Source organism: Nostoc sp. CCY 9925 (genome assembly GCF_963920935.1).
Lineage (GTDB): Bacteria > Cyanobacteriota > Cyanobacteriia > Cyanobacteriales > Nostocaceae > Nostoc.
This window is the reverse complement of the sequence record NZ_CAWUDO010000010.1, coordinates 90,885-113,747: the sequence shown is the minus strand read 5'-3', so window position 1 is coordinate 113,747 and position 22,863 is coordinate 90,885. Positions and strand designations below refer to the sequence as shown.

At 37.4% G+C, this 22,863-nt stretch carries 10 protein-coding genes; all 10 read left to right on the top strand.

Annotated elements, in window-relative coordinates; genetic code table 11:
• The first annotated feature begins 12 nt into the window (after positions 1 to 12).
• The 10 genes from ACM0OY_RS08135 (at position 13) to ACM0OY_RS08090 (ending at position 22,858) form a co-directional block, all read left to right on the top strand.
• The gene (locus ACM0OY_RS08135; protein ID WP_414568351.1) at positions 13 to 4,674 is read left to right on the top strand and encodes an SDR family oxidoreductase; all 4,662 of its coding nucleotides are present in this window, start codon (positions 13 to 15) and stop codon (positions 4,672 to 4,674) included.
• A 35-nt stretch (positions 4,675 to 4,709) separates the two neighbouring features.
• Positions 4,710 to 6,365 carry a pyridoxal-dependent aspartate 1-decarboxylase PanP gene (gene panP / locus ACM0OY_RS08130; RefSeq protein WP_414568350.1) on the top strand — a complete coding sequence of 552 codons (1,656 nt, stop codon included), beginning with the start codon at positions 4,710 to 4,712 and terminating at the stop codon, positions 6,363 to 6,365.
• Between the two features lie 75 nt (positions 6,366 to 6,440).
• Entirely contained in the window at positions 6,441 to 10,826 is a 4,386-nt protein-coding gene (locus ACM0OY_RS08125) for an SDR family NAD(P)-dependent oxidoreductase (protein ID WP_414568349.1), read from the top strand.
• A gap of 13 nt (positions 10,827 to 10,839) precedes the next feature.
• Positions 10,840 to 14,067: a beta-ketoacyl synthase N-terminal-like domain-containing protein gene (locus ACM0OY_RS08120; RefSeq protein WP_414568348.1), complete on the top strand. Its 3,228-nt coding sequence runs from the start codon at positions 10,840 to 10,842 to the stop codon at positions 14,065 to 14,067.
• Between the two features lie 61 nt (positions 14,068 to 14,128).
• A complete protein-coding gene (locus ACM0OY_RS08115; protein WP_414568347.1) occupies positions 14,129 to 14,887 on the top strand; it encodes a class I SAM-dependent methyltransferase in 759 nt (252 codons plus the stop codon).
• Positions 14,888 to 15,014: 127 nt separating this feature from the next.
• Positions 15,015 to 19,124: an amino acid adenylation domain-containing protein gene (locus ACM0OY_RS08110; RefSeq protein ID WP_414568346.1), complete on the top strand. Its 4,110-nt coding sequence runs from the start codon at positions 15,015 to 15,017 to the stop codon at positions 19,122 to 19,124.
• Positions 19,124 to 20,536: a cytochrome P450 gene (locus ACM0OY_RS08105; protein WP_414568345.1), complete on the top strand. Its 1,413-nt coding sequence runs from the start codon at positions 19,124 to 19,126 to the stop codon at positions 20,534 to 20,536. Before ACM0OY_RS08110 ends, ACM0OY_RS08105 begins: the two co-directional genes overlap by 1 nt.
• Before the next feature lie 61 nt (positions 20,537 to 20,597).
• Positions 20,598 to 20,732, top strand: coding sequence for a hypothetical protein (locus ACM0OY_RS08100; protein ID WP_414568344.1), 135 nt, complete (start codon positions 20,598 to 20,600; stop codon positions 20,730 to 20,732).
• Between the two features lie 68 nt (positions 20,733 to 20,800).
• Entirely contained in the window at positions 20,801 to 21,688 is an 888-nt protein-coding gene (locus ACM0OY_RS08095) for an SDR family NAD(P)-dependent oxidoreductase (RefSeq protein ID WP_414568343.1), read from the top strand.
• Between the two features lie 153 nt (positions 21,689 to 21,841).
• The gene (locus tag ACM0OY_RS08090) at positions 21,842 to 22,858 is read left to right on the top strand and encodes a sucrase ferredoxin (RefSeq protein ID WP_414568342.1); all 1,017 of its coding nucleotides are present in this window, start codon (positions 21,842 to 21,844) and stop codon (positions 22,856 to 22,858) included.
• Positions 22,859 to 22,863 lie beyond the last annotated feature (5 nt).

The following is a 22,863-nucleotide window of genomic DNA, read 5'->3' as shown; positions in this document are numbered from 1 at the left end:
GCCAAATTAATTATGGAAGATTCAGGATATTTCAATAATACAACTGGTCTGGAAATAGCTATTATTGGTATGAGTGGCTGTTTCCCAGAAGCTCAAAACATAGAGCAATTTTGGCAAAATCTCCGAGATGGAGTAGAGTCGATTCATAGATTTACCGACCAAGAATTAAAAGACTTAGGTGTAGATGCAGCCTTACTAAATGACCCGAATTATGTGAAAGCAGAAGGTCGAGTCGAAGGTATAGATTTGTTTGATGCTTCATTCTTCGATTTTAGCCCTAGAGAAGCTGAAGTTATGGAGCCTTCACTGCGTTTTTTCTTAGAGTATTCATGGAAAGCACTTGAGGATGCTGGTTATAGTTCACAGATATATAAAAAACCTATTGGAGTTTACGCTGGTACCAGTTTTGGTAGTTATCTACTGAATATTTATTCTAATTACGATCTCATAGCCTCTGTGGGCGATAAGCAAATAGAAAAAGGAACTTCTCCAGATTATGTTACTACCCTTGTTTCTTATAAATTAAATTTGCAGGGGCCAAGTTATGCGGTTCAAACTACTTGTTCGAGTTCGTTAGTTGCCGTACATTTAGCTTGTCAAAGTTTGCTCAGTGGTGAGTGCGATATTGCTTTAGCAGGAGGAGTTTCAATATCAACAGCAGACGGTTATTTATATCAAGAGGGAGGAATTGAATCTCCTGACGGACATTGCCGTGCTTTTGATGCTAAGGCTGCGGGAACCGTCAAAGGAAGAGGTTTAGGTCTTGTAGTTTTAAAACGATTAGAAGAAGCGATCGCAGATGGAGATTGCATCCATGCTATTATCAAAGGCTCTGCTATTAATAATGATGGCTCAGATAAAGTTAGCTACACCGCACCCAGCGTCAATGGTCAAGCGAAAGTAATTAGAGCAGCTCAGGTGATGGCTGAAGTTGAACCTGAAACTATTAGTTATATTGAAGCACATGGAACCGGAACTTCTTTAGGTGACCCCGTTGAAATTGCTGCGTTAACACAAGCTTTTCGTACCAAAACTCAGAAAAAAGGATTTTGTGCCATTGGTTCTGTAAAAACCAATATTGGACATTTAGATTCAACTGCCGGTGTAGCAGGTTTAATTAAAACTGTTTTAGCCTTAAAAAATAAACAAATTCCTCCTAGTTTAAACTTTGAAGAACCATCGCCTCAAATTGATTTTGCTAACAGTCCCTTTTATGTAAATAATCAATTATCAGAGTGGAAAACTAACGGTAATCCTCGCCGTGCGGGTGTTAGTTCCTTTGGTTTTGGTGGAACAAATGCCCACGTAATTTTAGAAGAAGCTCCAACGCAGCAGGGAAGCAGAGGAGCAGAGGAGCAGAGGAGAAAGTATCAATTGCTGGTACTTTCAGCTAAGACGAATACAGCACTACAAACTGCTACAGAAAACCTCGCTAATCATCTACAAAAGCATCCAGATTTAAATCTTGCTGATGTTGCTCATACTTTACAAGTAGGCCGTTGGACTTTGAACCATCGCCGAATGGTAGTTTGTCAAAATCAAGAAGATGCAATTAATGCATTGCAAGACCCTCAAAGAGCTTTCACTTATTATCAAGAACCTTGTAATCGTTCGGTTGTATTTATGTTTTCCGGACAAGGTTCGCAATATGTAAATATGGGTCGAGAATTATATGAAAATGAAAGCGTATTTAGAGAGCAAGTGGATTACTGCTGCGAACTCATAAAATCTGACTTGCAAATAGACTTACGTACAGTTCTTTATCCCAGCGAAGAAAAAGTTCCAGAAGCAACACAAAAATTACAACAAACAGCAATTACTCAACCAGCATTGTTTGTAATTGAATATGCCATGACCAAGTTGTGGATGTCTTGGGGCGTGCGTCCGGAAGCGATGATTGGTCATAGTATTGGAGAGTATGTAGCTGCAACTATAGCCGGAGTTTTTACTTTAGAAGATGTCTTGAAGATAGTAGTAAGACGAGGAAAACTCATGCAAGAGTTACCTGGTGGTACTATGCTTTCGGTTCAGCTTACAGAACAAAAAATACAACAATTTCTAGAAAAAGGAATTTCTTTAGCTGCGATTAACGCACCTTCTTCTTGTGTAGTGTCTGGTTCACACACAGCAATAGATAAATTGCAAGAAAAACTACAACAAATAGGCATAAATTGTAGGCGTTTACATACATCTCATGCCTTTCATTCTGAAATGATGTCACCCATCATTGAGACTTTCATTCAGTCGTTAGAAAAAGTAAAGCTTAATACTCCAAAAATTCCTTTTATATCCAATGTTAGCGGAACTTGGATTACTGCCACTGAAGCAACAGATCCTAAATATTGGGCAAGGCATTTAAGGCAGCCAGTACGCTTTGGCTTAGGAATTTCTCAATTATTGAAACAGCCAGAGCAAGTATTGTTGGAAGTCGGTCCGGGACGGACGCTAAGTAGTTTGGCAAAACAACATCAGACAGATGTAGTAACATTAACTTCTATACGGCATCCTCAAGAGCAACAATCAGATGTAGAATTTTTACTTAATACCTTGGGTAGGCTTTGGTTAGTAGGAATTCAAATTGATTGGTCTGGTTTTTATGCAAATGAAAAACGTCATCGTCTACCTTTACCTACTTATCCCTTTGAGCGCCAGCGTTATTGGATTGAGGTAAATAGAAATGCAACTTTGGCAATGATGTCGCCAAAAAAATCAGATAAAAAGCCAGATATTGCTGACTGGTTCTATGTTCCTCGCTGGAAAGAATCGACACCAGTTGAACTTATTCAAGGGGAAAAACTGCTACAAGAAAAGTCATCTTGGTTAATTTTTGTTGATAGCTATGGAGTCGGAACAGAAATTGCCGAACGACTCAAAGAACAAAATCAAGATGTAATTTTTGTCAGGGCAGGAGATAAATTTGCTAAACTTAATGACTGTAATTATGTAATTAATCCCCAACAAAGGGATGACTATGATAGTTTATTTAAAGCACTGCAAGAACAGGATTGGATTATTCAAGCGATCGCGCATTTTTGGAGCGTAACTCCTAACGATATTTTACCCAGTCAAGAGCTAGACCCACAAACACAATATCAGTTTTTTGAAGATTGTCAAAATCTCGGTTTTGATAGTCTGCTGTTTTTAGCACAAGCCTTGGCAAAACAAAATATCATTGACCCAATAAGGTTGATGGTTGTCACCAGCAATCTACATGATGTCACTGGTAGCGAGAATTTGTGTCCTGAGAAAGCAACTATATTGGGCCCATGCAATGTAATTCCACAAGAATATCTCAATATAACTTGCTGCTGCTTTGATATCGTACTTGCAGACTCTAAAACTAAGCCATCACCAACACTAATAAACTCGCTGCTGACAGAATTTACAGCACCCATAACCGATAACATAATTGCTTATCGCGGCAATCATCGCTGGATTAAAACTTATGAAGCTGTACGTTTAGATGAGAGTATTACCAGCAAAAGTAAGTTAATAAAAGGTGGTGTTTACCTAATCACTGGCGGTCTTGGTCGCATTGGTTTAGCAATGTCAGAATACTTAGCAAAAACAGTGCAGGCTAAGTTAATTTTAATTGGTAGAAAAGGCTTACCAGAAAGACATCAATGGTCTGAATGGCTACTAACTCATGATGAATCTAATGAAGTTAGCCAAAAGCTGAAAAAAGTGATGATGCTTGAGGAGTTAGGTGCTGAGGTTGAAGCGATTAGTGCTGATGTAGCTAACGAACAACAAATGCAAAAAGCTATAGAATTAGCTAAACAGCGCTTTACTGAAATTCATGGTGTCATCCACACAGCCGGAATTAATGACGATGCGTATTACACTATTGAAGAAAGTTCTAAAGCTCAAAGTCAAGCACAATTTAGTCCTAAAGTATATGGGCTATTTGTTTTAGAGAAAGTTTTGCAAGGTCAAAAGCTAGATTTTTGTTTATTCACATCTTCCTCATCATCTGTTTTAGGAGGTTTGGGGTTAACTTCCTATTCTGCTGCTAACATTTTTATGGATGCTTATGCTCACAAGTACAACCAAACAAATTTGTTTCCTTGTATTAGTGTGAACTGGGATACTTGGCAATCTGAAGATGGTGATATTGAAGACCTAACTGTGGGAGTAGCTTTAGAAAAATTACGCATGACATGGAAGGAAGGTATAGATGTCTTTAGACGTGTATTATGTTTAACTAAAACTCCTCAGATTGTTGTTTCTGCGGGAGAATTACAACCCAGAATTGAGCAATGGATAAAACGACAATTTTTACAAAATAATGCAGATGCTTTATCGTTCCATTCCAGAAGAAACTTACAAAACGATTACGTTCCAGCTAGTAATAAGGTAGAGCAAATAGTTGCTAAAGCTTGGCAAAAAGTTTTAGGAATTGAAAAGATTGGTATTTATGATAATTTCTTTGATTTGGGAGGTAGTTCTTTAATCGGTGTTGAGGTTATCTCCCAGTTACAAAAAGAATTAAATACTCATATTCCGATAATCAGCATTTACGAAAGGCCAACTATCAGTTCCCTTGCTGAGTTTTTAAGTAGCGATGAAGAAGTTGTTTCGCAAAAAGATTCTTACCATGCTCAAGTAAGGTCTGCTTCAATTAAGCGTCGCAAAGAAGCCAGACAAAATCATCGCCGAGCCAGTCAAAAGTAAAGAGTCAAAAGCATAAATTTTTTGTGGGGTATAAAATGGCATTAAGTCAGCAAAGACAAGAAAAAACTCAGCAAAATTTCTTTTTGAAGAATGAGCTAACGCCACACTATGCAGTCGCCAATGAAGTGATGCAATTATTTGCTCCATCTAATAGCTTAGTCTCTACAGAAGCTAAGATAACTGTTGAAACTGACGCGTTAGTTGATGATTTCTTAAATGCCATTAATACTAATTCAGATATTGAATTTAATTCATTAATAGAAATATTTGGTGATAGTCAAATTCCCGTTAATCCTGCTAATTTTGATACTTATCTTGAATATTTAGCAAATAATGTTATTAATCATTCAATACATACATCTTCACCCCGGTTTATAGGTCACATGACCTCTGCACTGCCCAGTTTTGTGCGACCTCTGGCAAAACTGATGACAGCAATGAACCAGAATGTTGTCAAAATAGAAACAGCCAAAGCTTTTAGTCCATACGAGCGCCAGTCTTTGGCAATGATTCATCGATTAATTTATAACTTTTCTGATGAATTTTATAGCGAGCATGTCCAAAATAGCCAAAGCACTTTAGGCATATTAGTATCTGGAGGTACCGCAGCCAACATCATCGCATTATGGTGCGCTCGTAATAAATCTTTGGGTGCAAAAAATAGCTTTCCAGGTGTAGAAAAGGCAGGTTTACCAGCAGCTTTAGATTACTACGGTTATCAAGGAGCAGTAATAATTGGTTCTGAATTGATGCATTTTTCTTTTGAAAAAGCAGCAGATTTATTAGGCATAGGTACGCATAGTTTGATTAAAATTCCTACTAATAAAAACAATCAAGTGGACTTAGTAGCCTTACGTCAAGCTGTTGCAGACTGTCAGTCCAAAAATTTACATATTATTGCGATCGCTGGCGTTGCCGGTACTACAGATTCTGGTAATATAGACTCACTTTCAGATATTGCAGATATCGCCCAAGCTGCAAATGTTCATTTTCATGTAGATGCAGCTTGGGGCGGGCCGCTAATATTTTCCGAACAACATCGACAAAAACTTGCTGGTATTGAACGCGCTGATTCAGTCACAATTGATGGACATAAACAGCTGTATTTACCTATGGGTATTGGCATGGTATTCATGCGCGAACCATACCTAGCTTCAGTGATTGAAAAAAATGCTAGCTATACCATGCGTAAAGGTTCATTCGATTTAGGAAAACGCGCTTTAGAAGGTTCTCGTCCCGGTATGGCATTATTTTTACATGCTGGGCTACATCTGATAGGTTTGAAAGGTTATGAATTTTTGATTGATGCAGGTATTGAAAAAACACAATATATGGCCGATTGTATCAATTCTCTGCCGGAATTTGAGTTACTATCGGAACCAGATATCAATCTACTTCTTTATCGTTATATTCCGGAGCCTTTACGAGAAGTTGCAGCTAAAAAGCAATTAACAGAAAGTGATAATCAACAAATTAATATATTTAATGAGCGCCTGCAAAAAAGTCAACGTCAAGCTGGTCGTACTTTTATTTCGCGGACAACAAAAAGAATTACTTGTTTAGACAAAGAAATTTCTGTAACTGCGTTGCGTGCGGTAATTGCTAATCCTTTGACGAGTAAAGATGACATTGATGCAGTTTTAAATGACCAAATTCAAATTGCTCTGGATTTAGAGATATTAGATTGTTGAGAGGGTTTTATCTGACGCAGAGACGCAGAGGCGCGGAGAGGAACGCAAGAGTATATGTAGTTGTTGGAAAAAAAGATGAATAACTCTCAAGAATTTGACAATTTTGATGACAGTGATGAAATAGCTATTATTGGGATAACTGGTAGGTTTCCAGGGGCAAACAATGTTGAGAAGTTTTGGGAAAATTTGCGAGATGGGGTAGAATCAATTTCGCGTTTTACAGATGAAGAACTGCTAGGTGCGGGTGTAGAACAAACTTTACTCAATGACCCGAATTATGTGAAAGCAGGCAGCATAATAGAAGGTATCGAGTTATTTGATGCTGCATTTTTTGGATATACTCCCAGAGAAGCTGAAATCACAGATCCGCAGCATCGGATGTTTTTAGAGTCTGCCTGGGAAGCTTTAGAATCTGCGGGCTATGATTCTGAATCTTATAAAGGTAAAATTGGGGTTTATGCTGGTGTCACTAACAGCAATTATTTATTTACAAATTTAGTTTCTAATAAAGAAATCATCGAGTCAGTAGATGCTTTAAATATTTTTATTGGTAATGAAAAAGATAACTTAAGCACGCAAACTTCTTATAAATTAAATCTTACTGGCCCAAGTATCAATGTTCAGAATAACTGCTCTACATCATTAATAGCTGTACACTTAGCCTGCCAAAGTTTGCTCAACGGAGAAAGTGATATAGCTTTGGCTGGTGGTGTTTCCATAGCCAAGTTACCCCAAAAATCTGGCTATCAATATCAAGAGGGAGTTCTTCATTCACCTGATGGGCATTGCCGGACTTTTGATGCTAACGCTAAAGGAACTGTATTTGGCGATGGCTTGGGCATTGTTGTGTTAAAAAGATTGGAGGATGCTATTGCTGATGGAGACTTTATTCATGCTGTAATTAAAGGTTCCTCTATCAATAATGACGGCTCTTTAAAAGTTGGTTTTACAGCACCTAGCGTTCACGGTCAAAGAGAAGTTATTTCAGAAGCACTTGCTTTAGCTGGTGTTGAAGCCGATACTATTTCTTATGTTGAAGCTCATGGAACTGCAACTCCCTTGGGAGATCCGATTGAAATTAAGGCTCTCACACAAGCTTTTCGTAATAGCACAAATCGAAAAGGTTTTTGTGCTCTTGGTTCAGTAAAAACCAATATTGGGCATCTGGATACAGCAGCAGGTGTGACAGGTTTAATTAAAACAATCCTGGCATTAAAACATCAACAAATTCCCCCTAATTTACACTTTGAAAAAGCAAATCCAGAGATAGATTTTGCTAACAGTCCTTTCTACGTCAATACTAAATTATCAGACTGGAAAACTAACGGATTACCTCGTAGAGCAGGTGTAAGTTCTTTTGGTGTTGGCGGAACTAACGCCCACGTAATACTAGAAGAAGCTCCAGTAATTGAAAAATCTAGTGCTTCTCGTCCTTGGCAATTAATATTATTATCAGCCAAAACTAGCACAGCCTTAGAAACTGCTACAGAAAATTTAGCTACTTACCTCCAGCAAAATCCTGATATTAACCTAGCTGATGTAGCTTACACTTTAAAATTAGGTCGTCGAGCTTTTGCCCATCGGCGTATGGTAGTTTGCCATGACTTGAATGACGCTGTGAAATTACTGCAAAATCATGACCAAGAACGTGTTTTTGACTATCATTTCCAGCCAAATCGTTGTCCTGTAATTTTCATGTTTTCTGGACAACGATCGCCAAATACAAACATCAGCCATGAATTATATGAAGTTGAAGCGACATATCGCAAACATGTAGATAATTGCGCCGAAATTCTGCAATCTCACATTGGTTTTAATATTCGCAATTTACTGTTTTCAAACTCAGATAAAATTGCCGCAGCTAATCTTACTGATGTAGCATTATTTGTAAGTGAGTATGCCCTGGCTGAGTTATTGATGTCATGGGATGTGCTACCAGAAGCTATGATTGGTGAGGGTATTGGTGAATATGTTGCAGCTGCGATCGCAGGTGTATTTTCTTTAGAAGACGCCTTAGCAATTGTAGCAAACAAGGGAATAAAAGTTAAACTCAACCCACCACGTATTCGTTTTATTTCCAATGTAACTGGTAGTTGGATTACAGATGCACAAGCGACAAATCCCAACTATTGGAGCCAAAATTTGCAACAAAGTGTGAAATTTTCTGAGAGTATATCTCAACTTTTAGAGCAGTTTGAAGGCGTTTTTCTAGAGGTAGGGCCGGAACATAATTTAAGCAGATTAACTAAAGAACATTTAGATATCAATGCCAAACAACACGTACTGACTTCGTTACCTCAAAACGAACAATCAGATGTTAGCTTTTTGTTGCAGACATTGGGTCAGTTGTGGTTTTTTGGTGTCAATATAGATTGGTTAGAATTTTATAGCGAAGAACAGCGGCATCGTTTACCTTTACCTACCTATCCTTTTGAACGGCAAAGGTATTGGATTGAAGCGAAAAAGCCAGAACAAGATAATAATCATAGTTCAATATCACTCATTAAAAAACCCGATCTAGCTGACTGGTTTTATATTCCTTTTTGGAAGCCTTCTTTACCTCCAGCCAAACTGGATAGCCAAGAATTAGTAACTGAAAAATCTTGCACTTTGGTATTTCTCGATGAGTGCGGTTTGGGTATCAAATTAGTAAAACAACTAGAAAAACAAAACCAAGACGTAATTACGGTAAAATTAGCTGAAAACTTTAACATAATAGGTGAGTCGGAATATACTATCAACCCAGAAAACCACCATGATTATGATGTTTTATTTGAAGAATTATTCAGACACAATAAGTTACCAAAAAAAATAGTTCATTTATGGAATGTTACACACGTAGCTGACCAAGAATTAAAGATTTCAAAATTAGAATTAGCCCAAATAAAGGGATTTTATAGTTTATTATTTATTGCCCAAGCTTTAGGGAGACGAGAAACAACTAATAAGTTTGAAATTAGTGTTATTTCTAACAACTTACAGCCAGTAACGGCAACTGAAGTACTTTCTCCAGAAAAAGCAACTTTGCTCGGCCCAGTTAAAGTTATTTCTCAAGAATATGCAAATATCAATTGTCGTAATATTGATGTTATTCTTCCTTCAAATGGCAGTTGGCAAGAAGAAAAACTGATAAAAAATTTACTCCTAGAATTGACAGTTGATAACCCAGAAAAGTTAATTGCTTATCGAGGTTTGAATCGTTGGGTGCAGAGTTTTGAACCAGTGCGTTTTGAGAAAACTAAAACTGAAAAGCCTCGACTACGAGAAAAAGGAGTTTATTTAATTACAGGTGGACTCGGAGGTATTGGACTTGTTTTGGCAGAATACTTAGCTCAAACTGTAAAAGCAAAATTATTATTAGTAGGACGTTCTGCTTTACCCAACAAAAATGAGTGGTCTCAATGGCTATCTACTCATGATGAAGCTGATAGTACAAGTTGTAAGATTCGCAAAGTTCAAGAACTTGAAGATTTGGGTGCAGAAGTTTTAGCGATCGCTGCTGATGTCAGCAACATAGAACAAATGCAAAGTGCGATCGCTCAAGCTCAACAACAATTTGGCCAACTCAATGGTGTTATTCACGCTGCTGGAGTTCCTGGAGGCGGTGCAATTCAACGAAAAACTCCAGACGAAGCAGAAACAATTCTAACTCCCAAGGTAAAAGGAACAGTAGTTATTGATACAATTCTCAAAAATATTGAGTTAGATTTATTTGTTTTAGTCTCATCAAATAGCTCAATCGTAGCAGAATTTGGACAGGTAGATTATTGTGCCGCGAATGCTTTTTTAGATGCTTATGCTCACTGTAATGCTGGAAAACAAAACCGATTTATTACAAGTATTAATTGGGATACTTGGCAAGAAGTTGGAATGGCAGTAAACACAGAATTGCCACAACGACTCCAAGAATTGCGGCTAGAAAATCTTAAGCAAGGTATATTACCCCATGAAGGTGTAGATGTATTTCACCGTATTTTAGAGAATACAATACCTCAAGTTGTAATATCTACCTCTGATTTATTGGAAGTATTCAAACATTACAACTCTGACAATAAAACACCAGGACTAGATTTTTTAGAAACTGTCAATTCATCCAAATTAAAATACCCGAGACCAGAACTCAGTAATGATTACGTTGCACCTCGCAATAAAAATGAGCAAAAGTTAGTTGATATTTGGCAAGAAGTTATTGGAATTGAAAGAATAGGAATTTATGATAACTTCTTTGAGCTTGGTGGTGATTCACTCATAGGTCTTCAACTAATCGCTATCTTAAATAAGCAATTTGATTCAAATCTATCTGTTGCCAAGCTGTATGAATGCCCAAATATTAGCTCTATGACAAATATTTTTAGTCCTGTTGAAGAATCCGATAAAAATAGTTTTGAACAAAGGCTAAGTAGAGGACAAAGAAGAAGACAGTTAACAATTCAAAATTCAAAGTTAAAAATTCAAAATTAAAGACAATAAAGTCATGCAAGAATCAACAGTAAATCTAGATATAGCAATAGTGGGAATGTCCGGTCGTTTCCCTGGTGCGAACAATATCGAGGAATTTTGGCAGAATATCCAAAATAAAGTTGAGTCTATTTCATTTTTATCCGATCGTGACTTAGCAGATTTAAATTTAGAAGCAGAGGCTTTAAACAACCCAAATTATGTTAGAGCAGCGGCTATACTAGCAGATATTGAACATTTTGATGCTAGATTCTTTGGCTACACTCCAAAAGAAGCCGAATTACTTGACCCCCAACATCGCCTATTCATAGAATGTGCTTGGGAAGCTCTAGAGAATGCTGGATACGACCCAGAAACATACAATGGTTTGATTGGGGTTTATGGCGGTGTCAGCACAAATACTTACTTTTTCAATAATATATATAATAACGTTAATTCCAGAGTTATTTCTAACAACTATACTTTTAACAAAGATTTCTTAACCACAAATGTTTCATATAAATTAAATTTAAAAGGGCCAAGTATAGGAGTTCAAACTTACTGCTCTACTTCATTAGTTGCCTTACACTTAGCTTGCAAAAGTTTACTTGATGAAGAGTGTGATATTGCATTAGCTGGTGGAGTTACAATTATAGTTCCACAAAAGTCGGGTTACTACTATGAACAGGATGGAATTTTATCTCCTGATGGTCATTGTAGAGCCTTTGATGCTAAGGCAGAGGGTACTATTTTTGGCAGTGGGTTGGGAATAGTTGTATTAAAAAGATTAGAAGATGCCATAGCAGAGAGAGATTATATTCATGCAGTTGTTAAAGGTTCTGCAATTAATAATGATGGCTCTTTAAAAGTTAGCTATACCGCACCTAGTGTAAATGGTCAGGCTGAAGTTATTGTAGAAGCTTTGGCAAATGCCGGAATAGATGCTGATGAGATTTCTTATATAGAAACTCATGGAACTGGAACCGCTGCTGGAGATCCAGTGGAAATTGCAGCGTTGACTAAAGCTTTTCGTGCTTTTACATCAAGAAATGGCTTTTGCGCTATCGGTTCAGTGAAACCAAATATTGGACATTTAGACATAGCTGCTGGCATAGCAAGTTTAATCAAAACTGTACAAGCATTAAAATATAAAAAAATTCCTCCTAGCATTAATTTTGAAGTTCCCAATCCAGAGGTTGATTTTGAAAATAGCCCTTTTTTCGTTAATACTAAATTAACTGATTGGAAAACTAACAATACTCCCCGCAGAGCAGGAATTAGTTCCTTAGGTTTTGGTGGAACTAATGCCCATGTCATCCTAGAAGAAGCACCGGAAGTTAGATATTCTGATAAATCTAGACCTTGGCAATTAATATTATTATCAGCGAAAACTAGCACAGCCTTAGAAAGTGCAACGGCAAATTTATTAACTTATTTCAAACAAAATCCAGAGATAAATTTAGCTAATATTGCTCATACTTTACAAGTTGGTCGTAGAGCTTTCAACCATCGTCGAATGTTGGTGTGCAAAAATGTTCAAGATGGTATCACTGTGTTAGAAACACAGCAACAAGAAAGGACATTTACTGTATATCAAGAGCATAGAGAACAGCCTGTCATTTTCATGTTTTCCGGACAAGGATCGCAATATGCAAACATGGGTCGGGAACTCTACGAAGTCGAAGCAACATTTCGCAGACATGTAGATAATTGCGCGGAGATTTTGCAGCCTCATCTCGGTCTTGATATCCGCGATTTACTGTTTCCAAAATCAGAAGAAATTACCGCAGCTAACCAAAAACTACAACAAACAGCCTTCACCCAGCCAGCATTATTTGTAATTGAGTACGCCTTGGCTAAGTTATTGATGTCATGGGGTGTGCTACCTGCGGCGATGATTGGTCACAGCATTGGGGAATATGTTGCAGCTGCGATCGCAGGTGTATTTTCCCTTGAAGATGCGCTATTCATCGTGGCAAAAAGGGGACAACTGATGCAACAGTTACCGCCAGGGAGTATGCTAGCAATTCGGCTTCCAGAAAAAGAAGTGCGATCGCTAATTTCCAACTCTGTAGAAATCGCTGCGATTAACAGCCAAACTTCATGCGTAGTCTCTGGCACAAAAGAAGCGATCGCCACGCTAGAAAATCAATTATCCTCTCAAGGAATTGAATGTCGTTTGTTGCATACGTCCCATGCCTTCCATTCTCAAATGATGTCGCCAATCTTAGAGGAATTTGGGCGATCGTTCAAAAAAATTAAACTCAACCCACCACGCATAAGCTTTATTTCCAATGTAACTGGTACTTGGATTACAGAGGCACAAGCTACAAATCCTAATTATTGGAGCCAACATTTACGACAAACTGTCAAATTTTCCGATGGTATAGCTCAACTCTTAAAACAGTTTGAAGGTGTTTTTTTAGAAGTCGGCCCGGGACGAACTTTAAGTACATTAACCAAACAACATTTAGATATCAATGCTAAACAAAACGTCCTGACTTCTTTACCTCACGTGCAAGAGCAAAAATCGGATGCGAGTTTTTTGTTACAGACATTAGGTAAGTTGTGGCTTTTTGGTGTAGATATAGATTGGTCAGGATTTTATGCCCACGAGCAGCGTCATCGTTTACCTTTACCTACCTATCCCTTTGAACGACAAAGATACTGGATTGATGCTAAATCTTCATCGACTTCTTTAAATACTAAATTAACAGCATTAGATTTCACCCAAGAGCCAAAACCCTTAGAACAAGTAGGCGGATTAGAATTAAGCATTACTCCAACAGAAGCTATAGAAGCATTTAAAAGAATATTATCTCTAGAAAAACCAACTCAAATTGTTGTTTCTACAGTGGATAATAAAGCTGGGCAAAATTATGTATTTCACCTTGATTATTTAGAAAATTCTAAATCTGCTAACGAATTAGATTCATGCCCACGTTATTCTAGACCACAACTGAGTAATTCATATCTTGCTCCAACAAATGAGTTAGAGAAACAAATTACCGAAATCTGGCAAGAGGTACTTGGAATTACAGAAGTTGGTATTTACGACAACTTTTATGAATTAGGAGGAGACTCTTTAATTGCGACTCAATTAGTTTCTCGATTGCGGGCAAAGTTTCCTATAGATTTACCACTGCGTGACCTTTTATCGCAAGCCATGATACCAGCCAAACAAGCAGAAATGATAGAACAACTTTTATTAGAAAAAATAGAAGAATTATCCGAAGAAGAAGTAGAAGCTTTTTTAGGTAACTAATAAACTTTGAAGCATAAATTATTTCATCGAAAACTTCATCCAACAACAGGAGAAATCGTCTATGTCCTTACTAAACACTCTTCCCAACTATGAACCCATCGCTCGGTTACAGAACGAATTCAAAAACACACCTGAAGATCTACTAAAAGGTATAATCCCTGCTTTAGACCAAATATTGTTATCACAACTCCCTGCGGGAACCCATATTCTTGAACTTGGTTGCGGTTCTGGATATTTAGCGCAACAGCTCAACATTAGAAACTATAAAGTTACTGGAATCGATGCTTCTCAAGGACTGCTAAACTACGCTAAAAAAAATGCGCCTGAAAGCGAATTTATCCTTAGTGATATCCGTCAGTTTGATTTACCACCCATCTTTGATGCAGCTTTGGCAAACGATGTTCTTCATTTTATCCAAAATAATGAAGATTTAAAAACAGTATTCAAAAACGTATATGCTTCACTGAAAGATGGTGGTGTGTTTGTGTTCAATATACCAATAACAGACTGGCTACATGAAGCTGCTCAGAAAAACAATTTTAATATTATTAATATCAATGATGAATGCTCATTAATAGAATTATTCTACTACAAACCTGAAGAAAGGCTCTGGGAAATTAAAGTCACAGGATTTGAATTAATAGATAAAAATTGGCAGCGTTCAGACACCGTTTGGCTAAGAAAAGATCACTTTTTAGAAGAAGTTGAGTCAGCTTTAAAAGATGCTGGCTTCACACAATTTAATTACTATAACACTAGAGACTTTGGAGAAAGCGAAGACATAGCTTGCTTTGTTTGTCAAAAAGCCTCTCTTCAGTAACACAAGAAGTAGCGAGTAGGAGAACAAAACCTCTCCTCTCCCTCCTCTCTGCGTCTCTGCGTGGAATTAAATATCTTTATACTCACCCAAAAAACAAACCAAAAAAACTTTAGATTACATATTAGCAATGAATAAAAATAATACTAATTTATCACCAGCGAAAAAAGCTCTCTTAGAAAAATGGAAAGGAGGCAAATTTCAAGCTGATACTATTCCTAAACGCCAAATATCTCAAAATATTCCCTTATCTTTCTCCCAACAAAGACTATGGTTTATTGACCAACTTTACCACGGGAGTTCCTTCTACAATATTCCCATCGCTTTTCATATCAAAGGACAGTTAAATATTACCGCACTTCACCAAAGCCTAAATGAAATCCTCAAGCGTCACGAAATTTGGCGCACAACATTTAAACTCATAAATGGACAACCAGTACAGGAAATTGCACGGGATTTAACTTGGGATTTACCCATCATTAATCTTGAGCATTTATCCAATCAAAATTGGGAATCAGAGGTGAAACAACTTGTAGCCAAAGAAGCAACAAAACCCTTTAATTTAGCTAAAGGACTTTTAGTCAGAGCAACTTTACTACGCTTAAATGAACAAGAACATGTTTTGCTTGTGACCATGCATCACATTATCACCGATGGATGGTCTTGCGGCGTGTTTTTGCGCGAGTTGTCAACCTTATATGCAGCGTTCTCTACAAATCAACCTTCTCCCTTACCCGAACTTCCAATTCAGTATGCAGATTTCGCAATTTGGCAACGCGATCGCATTCAAGGAGAATTCCTCGCAACCAAGTTAAAATACTGGAAGCAACAACTAAGCGGCGAGCTTCCTGTACTCCAACTACCCGCAGACCGTCTGCGACCTACCGTCACAACTTTTGCTGGCGCCAAGCAATATTTTACATTCTCCACAACCTTAACTAATGCACTTAAACAATTAAGCCAGCGAGAAGATGCCACTTTATTTATGAGCTTGCTGGCAGCTTTTAACATATTATTATATCGCTACACAGACCAAGAAGATATCTTGATTGGCTCTCCAATTGCCAACCGCAACCGTGCTGAATTAGAAGGAATATTGGGTTTATTTGTTAATACTTTAGTATTGCGTAATAACCTCAGTGGTAACCCCACATTCCAGGAATTTCTACACCGAGTTCGTCAGGTGACTCTCGATGCTTATGCACATCAAGACTTGCCTTTTGAGATGCTTGTAGAAAAATTACAACCCGAACGCGACTTAAGCAGAAATCCATTTTATGAAGTCATGTTTGTCTTGCAAAATACTCCAACATCTGTGCAGGAAGTATCTGGATTAACCTTGCATACTTTAGAATTTGATAGCGGTACATCTCAACTAGATATTTTCCTGTCAATGTTTGAATCCCAAGAGGGATTAACGGGGTGTTTGGAGTACAATACAGATATTTTTGATGCAACAACCATTAGCCAATTTATCAAAAACTACCAAACTTTATTAGAAAATATCGTTGCTAATCCAGAGCAACATATCAATGACTTATCGCTACTAACTCCTGTTGAAGAAGAGCAATTATTATTTAAGTTTAATCAAAGTAGCGCAGAATATAAAAATTTATCTCTCGATCAATTATTTGAACAGCAAGTTGAACTCACGCCTGATTCTATAGCCTTAGTTCATCAATCTGAGCAACTAACTTATCGTCAAATTAATTATCAAGCTAATCAACTCGCAAATTATTTACAAAAACAGGGCGTAACAAAAGAAACATTAGTTGCTATATGTCTGGAACGTTCAATAGACATGGTAGTGGGGATTTTAGGCATTCTCAAAGCTGGCGGTGCATACATTCCCCTCGATCCAAGTTATCCAGTTGAGCGTCTAAATTTTATGCTCTCGGATTCTCAGGCATCGATATTAATTAGCCATCAAGAAATATTAGAAAAACAATCATTATCTTCGCCTAAAATCGTTTGCCTCGATATTCACCAAGATGAAATTGCTCAACAAAGTCCAGAAAACCTGATTAACATTTCAAAACCCGAACATCTCGCCTATATTATCTACACTTCTGGTTCAACTGGAATGCCTAAAGGCGTTCTTGGCACTCATCGCGGTACAGTAAATGGCTTACACTGGCTATGGAAGACTTATCCTTTCACCCCAAAAGAAGTTTGTTGTCAGAAAACAGCTATTAGCTTTGTAGATTCTGTTTGGGAAATTTTTGCTCCTTTACTTCAAGGAATTCCTACAGTAATTATCAGCAATGCAACTTTATTAGACACGCAATTATTTATAGAAGCTTTAGCGCATCACAAAGTTAGCCGTATTATACTTGTACCCTCATTACTACGTTTACTTCTAGACAATTATCATTATCTGACTCAGAAATTATCACAACTAAAAATTTGGATAACTAGCGGCGAAGCACTATCTGTGAAGTTAGCTAAAAACTTCCAAGAATTAATGCCATTTGCAAAACTAATCAACCTTTATGGTTCATCGGAAGTTTCTGCAAACGCCACTTATTACGACACCAGTTTATTAGAAGATAAAGTAAACACTATTCCTATCGGTCGCCCTATCCAAAATACTCAAGTGTATGTATTGAATCACAATTTACAACCAACACCTATAGGAGTTTTTGGCGAACTTTATATTGGTGGTGACGGCTTAGCAAAGGGATATCTACATCGTCCAGAATTAACTCAAGAAAAATTTATTGATAACCCCTTTATTCCAACAACAAAGCTTTATAAAACAGGCGATTTAGTCCGTTATCTCAATGATGGAAATCTAGAATATTTAGGTCGTCATGACGAACAAGTCAAAATCAGAGGTTTTCGAGTAGAATTGGGTGAAATTGCAGCAGCAATTTTACAACATCCAGATGTGCAAGAATCTATTGTGGTTGTGGTTAATGACGCTGAAGAAAATCAACGTTTGATTGCATATATTGTCGCACAAAAACAGGAAGTAGCGACAGAACTATTGCCCTATTTGCAACAGAAATTACCTAGTTATATGCTACCGTCTGCTTTTGTAGTATTAGATGCACTACCACTTACACCTAATGGCAAAGTAGACAAGCGTTCTCTTCGCACAGATGAAGTTATCCCAATAAGTACTACTAAAACCTTTATTGCTGCTCGGAACTTTACAGAATTATCATTAGTAAAACTTTGGGAGAATCTTCTAAATACTAGCCCTATAGGAGTAGCAGATAACTTTTTTAACTTAGGTGGTCACTCATTTTTAGCTGTACGCTTAATGGCTCAAATTCAAGATAGATTTGGTCATAACCTTAGTCTATCTACTCTTTTTGAAAATCCTACAATTGAGAAACTAGCTGTAATTGTTAGTCAACCATTTCGCGAGAGTTCTAATTCTCCTGTGGTAGCAATTAACTCTTCTGATTCCAAGATACCTTTCTTTTGTGTGCATGGTGCTGGCGGAGGTATTAATCACTATATTAATTTATCCAGAAGGCTTGGTGAGGATTATCCATTTCATGCTTTGGAACATAACCCTGATGCAGAGGAACCTGAAATTATATCGGTAGAAGAAACAGCAAATTACTATTTGCAAGAAATTCGTAAAATACAGCCAAATGGGCCTTATCTTTTAGGTGGTCATTGTTACGGCGGTATACTTGCTTTTGAAATGGCGCAGCAATTACAAAGACAGGGTGAAAGAGTAGATTTGTTAGTTGTAATTGATGCCATACTTTCAGAAACACGTATTGAATCTACAAAAGACGATGATGCAAAGTTTTTACTCCGCATGGCTGAATCAATCAAAACTGATAGTAATATAGATTTTTCAGTTTCTTTTGAAGAACTGCGAGATTTATCACTCAACAAACAACTTGATTTAATTAATCAAAAAGCAAACTTCATCTTTACTGATACGGAGATTAAAGATTTTATCCGTTATTACAAACTCTTCAAGGCTCATGTCCAAGCAATGCGAGATTATGTGCCAGTTATTTATCCTCATTCCATGACTCTCTTTAGAGCTAAGGAAGAAATTATTCATGATTTTGAAAGTCCGGAATTTCATACTAATGACCCCTTACTAGGTTGGGGTAAATTTTCTAGTCAACCTATTAAACTTATAGAAGTTCCTGGGGATCATTTTTCTATTTTTGTTGAACCTCATATTCAAGAATTAGCTAAAACTTTGAGAGTTTGTATTGATAATGCTGTGTCAAATTTAAATAATGGGAGTAAAAGCAACTGATGAAACTACCCCCAGGGCCAAAAACACCATTTTGGTTGTTAGGTCTACAATTTGAGTCTAATCCTTTTGGCTATTTGGATGCTATTTCCCAACGTTATGGTGATATAGTCACTATCATGTCTGGTTCTACACCAATTGTTTACATCAGCAATCCTTTAGGCATAAAAGAAATTTTCACAAATACCAAAGAAATTATAGCTAGGGGTGCATTAAATGAGGATTTTGCCTTTATTACAGGAAACCAAGGAGTTCTGCAACTTGATGGTTTAATTCACAAAAATCGGCGTAAACTTTTAATGCAAGCTTTTCATGGAGCGCGGATGCAAGCTTGTGGAAGAGGTATCTGTGAACTCACAGAAAAGATGATGGATAAACAAGTGGTTGGAAAACCCTTTGTAGCATACCCGGTCATTGAAGATATTACTTTTCAAGTGGGTATAGAACGGGTAATTGGTTTGCATGAGGGAGACCGCCATGACAAAATTAAACATTTATTTGCGTCTTTGCTGAAACTCGATCGCCAATCTCTTATAGTTAAAATTATTAGCAAAATTTTCCTAGAAAAAGATTTAGGACAATGGAGTCCGCAAGGATATCTTCTACATCTAAGACGAGAACTTTTTCAATTACTATTTACTGAGGTTGAAGAACGTCGCCAGCAAGCAGATTTTTCCGGGACTGATATACTTAGCGATTTAATATTAGCTCGTGATGAAACAGGTGAATCATTAAGCAATGAAGAGGTACGCGACCTTGTAATATCTCCTATATTTGCATCCGGTGATGCTTCTGGAACTGCTATTAGTTGGGCTTTGTATTGGATTCATCGTTTAAAAGATGTTCGAGAAAAATTACTAGAAGAACTTAACAGTCTTGGTCAAAATCCAGACCCAATGAGCATTGTTGCATTACCGTACTTAAGTGCTGTATGTAATGAAATTCTGCGAATTTATCCAACTCAATTGTTTACATTTCCCAGATTAGTAGAATCGACCGTTGAGATTATGGGCTACGAACTGCATCCTGGTACAATACTTATTGGTAATATTTATTCGACCCATCAGCGTGAAGATTTATATCCAAATCCAAAAGAATTTCAGCCAGAACGCTTTTTAGAAAAACAATTTTCTCCTTACGAATTTTTGCCATTTGGCGGCGGTTCTCGTGTCTGTATTGGTGCAAACTTTGCCTTATTTGAAATGAAACTTATATTAGCAACGATTCTTTCACGCTATGAATTAGAGTTAGTCAGTCAGCGTCCAGAACGTCCAAAATTTGCAGGTTTGATTTGTTCTCCTGCAAGTGGTGTGAAAATGGTTACGCGTAGTCGCCGTCAAAAAGAGGCAGAAGGGACGGGGAGCGCAGGAGAAAGAATAACGCCTACTTTCTTGCAAGGCATGAACCGATTTTAATATATTTCTCAATTTATTTTTCCAGTTCAATATCTAGAAATTATGGGGTTCAACAACATTTATGACACTATCTCCTGGTCTTAAAAAACCTTTGTGGCTGCTACGTCAGCAGCTTAATAGTAATCCCACTCGTCAGCATGAACAAAAGTCAAAACCACTTGTTTTAGCTCTTGCTTTTAGTGGTTTATTCAGTTGATATACATCGTATTTCTCAACTAAGCATTTTGCAGCATAAAAATATATTCCATCTGGGAGAAAATGGGTATGAGTCAGAGTTATAAAGGCGCAGTTGTCATCACAGGAACATCCACAGGTTTAGGTCGAGTAACTGCGCTTTCACTAGCCAAGCAAGGGTATCGTGTTTTTGCCGGAGTCCGTAGTGAAAAAGATGCACATTCACTAAAGGAATCTGCATCTGGTAATTTAACACCAATTATTATGGACATCACAAAACCAGAAGAAATTAAATCTGCTACTGAATTTGTCTCGCTAATAGTTGGGGATGAAGGACTATTCGCTTTAATTAATAACGCAGTTGTAGCGGTAGATGGCCCTATAGAATGTATTTCCATAGATGACATTAGATTTAATTTTGAAGTCAATGTTGTCGGTCAAATTGCAGTCACACAGGCATTTTTACCATTGATCCGAAAAGCCAAAGGTCGCATCATTAATATCAGTGCAATTTGTGGCAGATTAGCCCTACCTTATAGAAGTCTTTTATCTGCTTCCAAATTTGCGATGGAAGCAATTACAGATTCTTTACGAATGGAATTATTTTCTAGTGGAGTTGAGGTTATTTCCATCTTGCCAGCAGGAATAGTAACCCCGGAACAGGCTGATAAAGTAGAAGCTAGTTATCAGGAAGCATTAGCGAATATGTCACCAGAAATTAAAGCGATATATGGCAAGAATTACAAAATATATATGCAAGGATCGGTAGAAGATAACCGCAGCGGAGGTTTACCAGCCGAAAAAGTGGCAAATACGATTTTTCAGGCTTTGGAAGCTCGTAAACCTAAAAGACAATATTTTGTTGTGCAATCATACTGGCGTCTTACTTTGTATGCTTTGTATAAAAGGTTAGTACCGCACCAATATTTTTATGACAATTTTTATCAGGATATGCGAAAAGGAATGGGACTTGATTAATAATTCATCGCTATAAAAATTTAATTTGATTTTTTAACTGATTTGTGTAGTCCGTGAATCAGCTTTTTCAAGCTGTAGTGAGTTGTTTGATAGAGAAAAAATGACTCCCGTATAAAATTTTTGTAATAAAAAACTATAGCACAGACAGTAAATATGCAAACTCAACATATGAAAGAACTTCTGCCAAAAGACTGTCGTTTTTGTTCCTTAGTTTCAAAAGCTAATGGAGAAGATTTAATTGGGACAGCAGGTACTTATGAACACTGGTTGGTTATGGAAGTTCCACAACCTTGGCCACAAGAAATATTTCAAGAAAATCCAACTATTAAGTCAGTGATAGGTTTATTCCAAGAGTTAATTTTTCAGCATGGGGTAAATTTGAAACCGATGCTAATTGCTCCTGACCGCGAATATTCTCATCCTGGCTTTACCCGCATTTTCTACTATTATCGCCCTACAAAACTGTTTTCTCAGTTTGAGAAACAAGAGTTTATCGTACCAGAAAGTAAAGCGGCTGCTTTGTTGACAGCAATATTTCAGCAGTTGATACAAAAACCGAACAATTTATCGCAATTTCAGCAATATAAACAACAAACAAGTGACATTCGTGAACTGATGGTTTGTACCCATGCTCAAGTTGACCTTGCTTGCGGCAGATTTGGAACTCCTATATATCGACAATTACGTAAAGAATACGCCCCTATTTCTCATGGGAAATTACGAGTTTGGCAAACAACTCACTTTGGTGGTCATCAGTTTGCCCCTACATTAATTGATTTATCTCAAGGCTGTTTGTGGGGACATTTAGAGCCAGATGTATTGGATTTATTAGTGCAACAGAATGGCTCAGTTTTTGGTTTGCGTCAATATTATCGAGGATGGACTGGTTTAAGCAAATTTGAGCAAATTGTTGAGCGCGAAATTTGGATGCAGTCTGGTTGGAATTGGCTAAATTACTTGAAAGCAGGCAAAGTATTGGCGATGGAAAAGGATGGTGACTGGGCAGAAGTTCGGATTGATTTTACACTTCCAGATGGCAGTATGTCAGGTGCTTATGAAGGCAGAATAGAAGTTTGTGGTGAGGTAACCAGTGCATTTAACTCCGCAAAAGAGATGGAATTAGAAGCAGTGAAGCAGTATCGTGTTAGCCGTTTGGTTAAGGTTGAGTAAACAGT

Bases quoted from the DNA above. Each gene is read 5' to 3' on its own strand.
- ACM0OY_RS08135 (WP_414568351.1), top strand. From the start codon at position 13: ATGGAAGATTCAGGATATTTCAATAATACAACTGGTCTGGAAATAGCT.
- panP (WP_414568350.1), top strand. From the start codon at position 4,710: ATGGCATTAAGTCAGCAAAGACAAGAAAAAACTCAGCAAAATTTCTTT.
- ACM0OY_RS08125 (WP_414568349.1), top strand. From the start codon at position 6,441: ATGAATAACTCTCAAGAATTTGACAATTTTGATGACAGTGATGAAATA.
- ACM0OY_RS08120 (WP_414568348.1), top strand. From the start codon at position 10,840: ATGCAAGAATCAACAGTAAATCTAGATATAGCAATAGTGGGAATGTCC.
- ACM0OY_RS08115 (WP_414568347.1), top strand. From the start codon at position 14,129: ATGTCCTTACTAAACACTCTTCCCAACTATGAACCCATCGCTCGGTTA.
- ACM0OY_RS08110 (WP_414568346.1), top strand. From the start codon at position 15,015: ATGAATAAAAATAATACTAATTTATCACCAGCGAAAAAAGCTCTCTTA.
- ACM0OY_RS08105 (WP_414568345.1), top strand. From the start codon at position 19,124: ATGAAACTACCCCCAGGGCCAAAAACACCATTTTGGTTGTTAGGTCTA.
- ACM0OY_RS08100 (WP_414568344.1), top strand. From the start codon at position 20,598: ATGACACTATCTCCTGGTCTTAAAAAACCTTTGTGGCTGCTACGTCAG.
- ACM0OY_RS08095 (WP_414568343.1), top strand. From the start codon at position 20,801: ATGAGTCAGAGTTATAAAGGCGCAGTTGTCATCACAGGAACATCCACA.
- ACM0OY_RS08090 (WP_414568342.1), top strand. From the start codon at position 21,842: ATGCAAACTCAACATATGAAAGAACTTCTGCCAAAAGACTGTCGTTTT.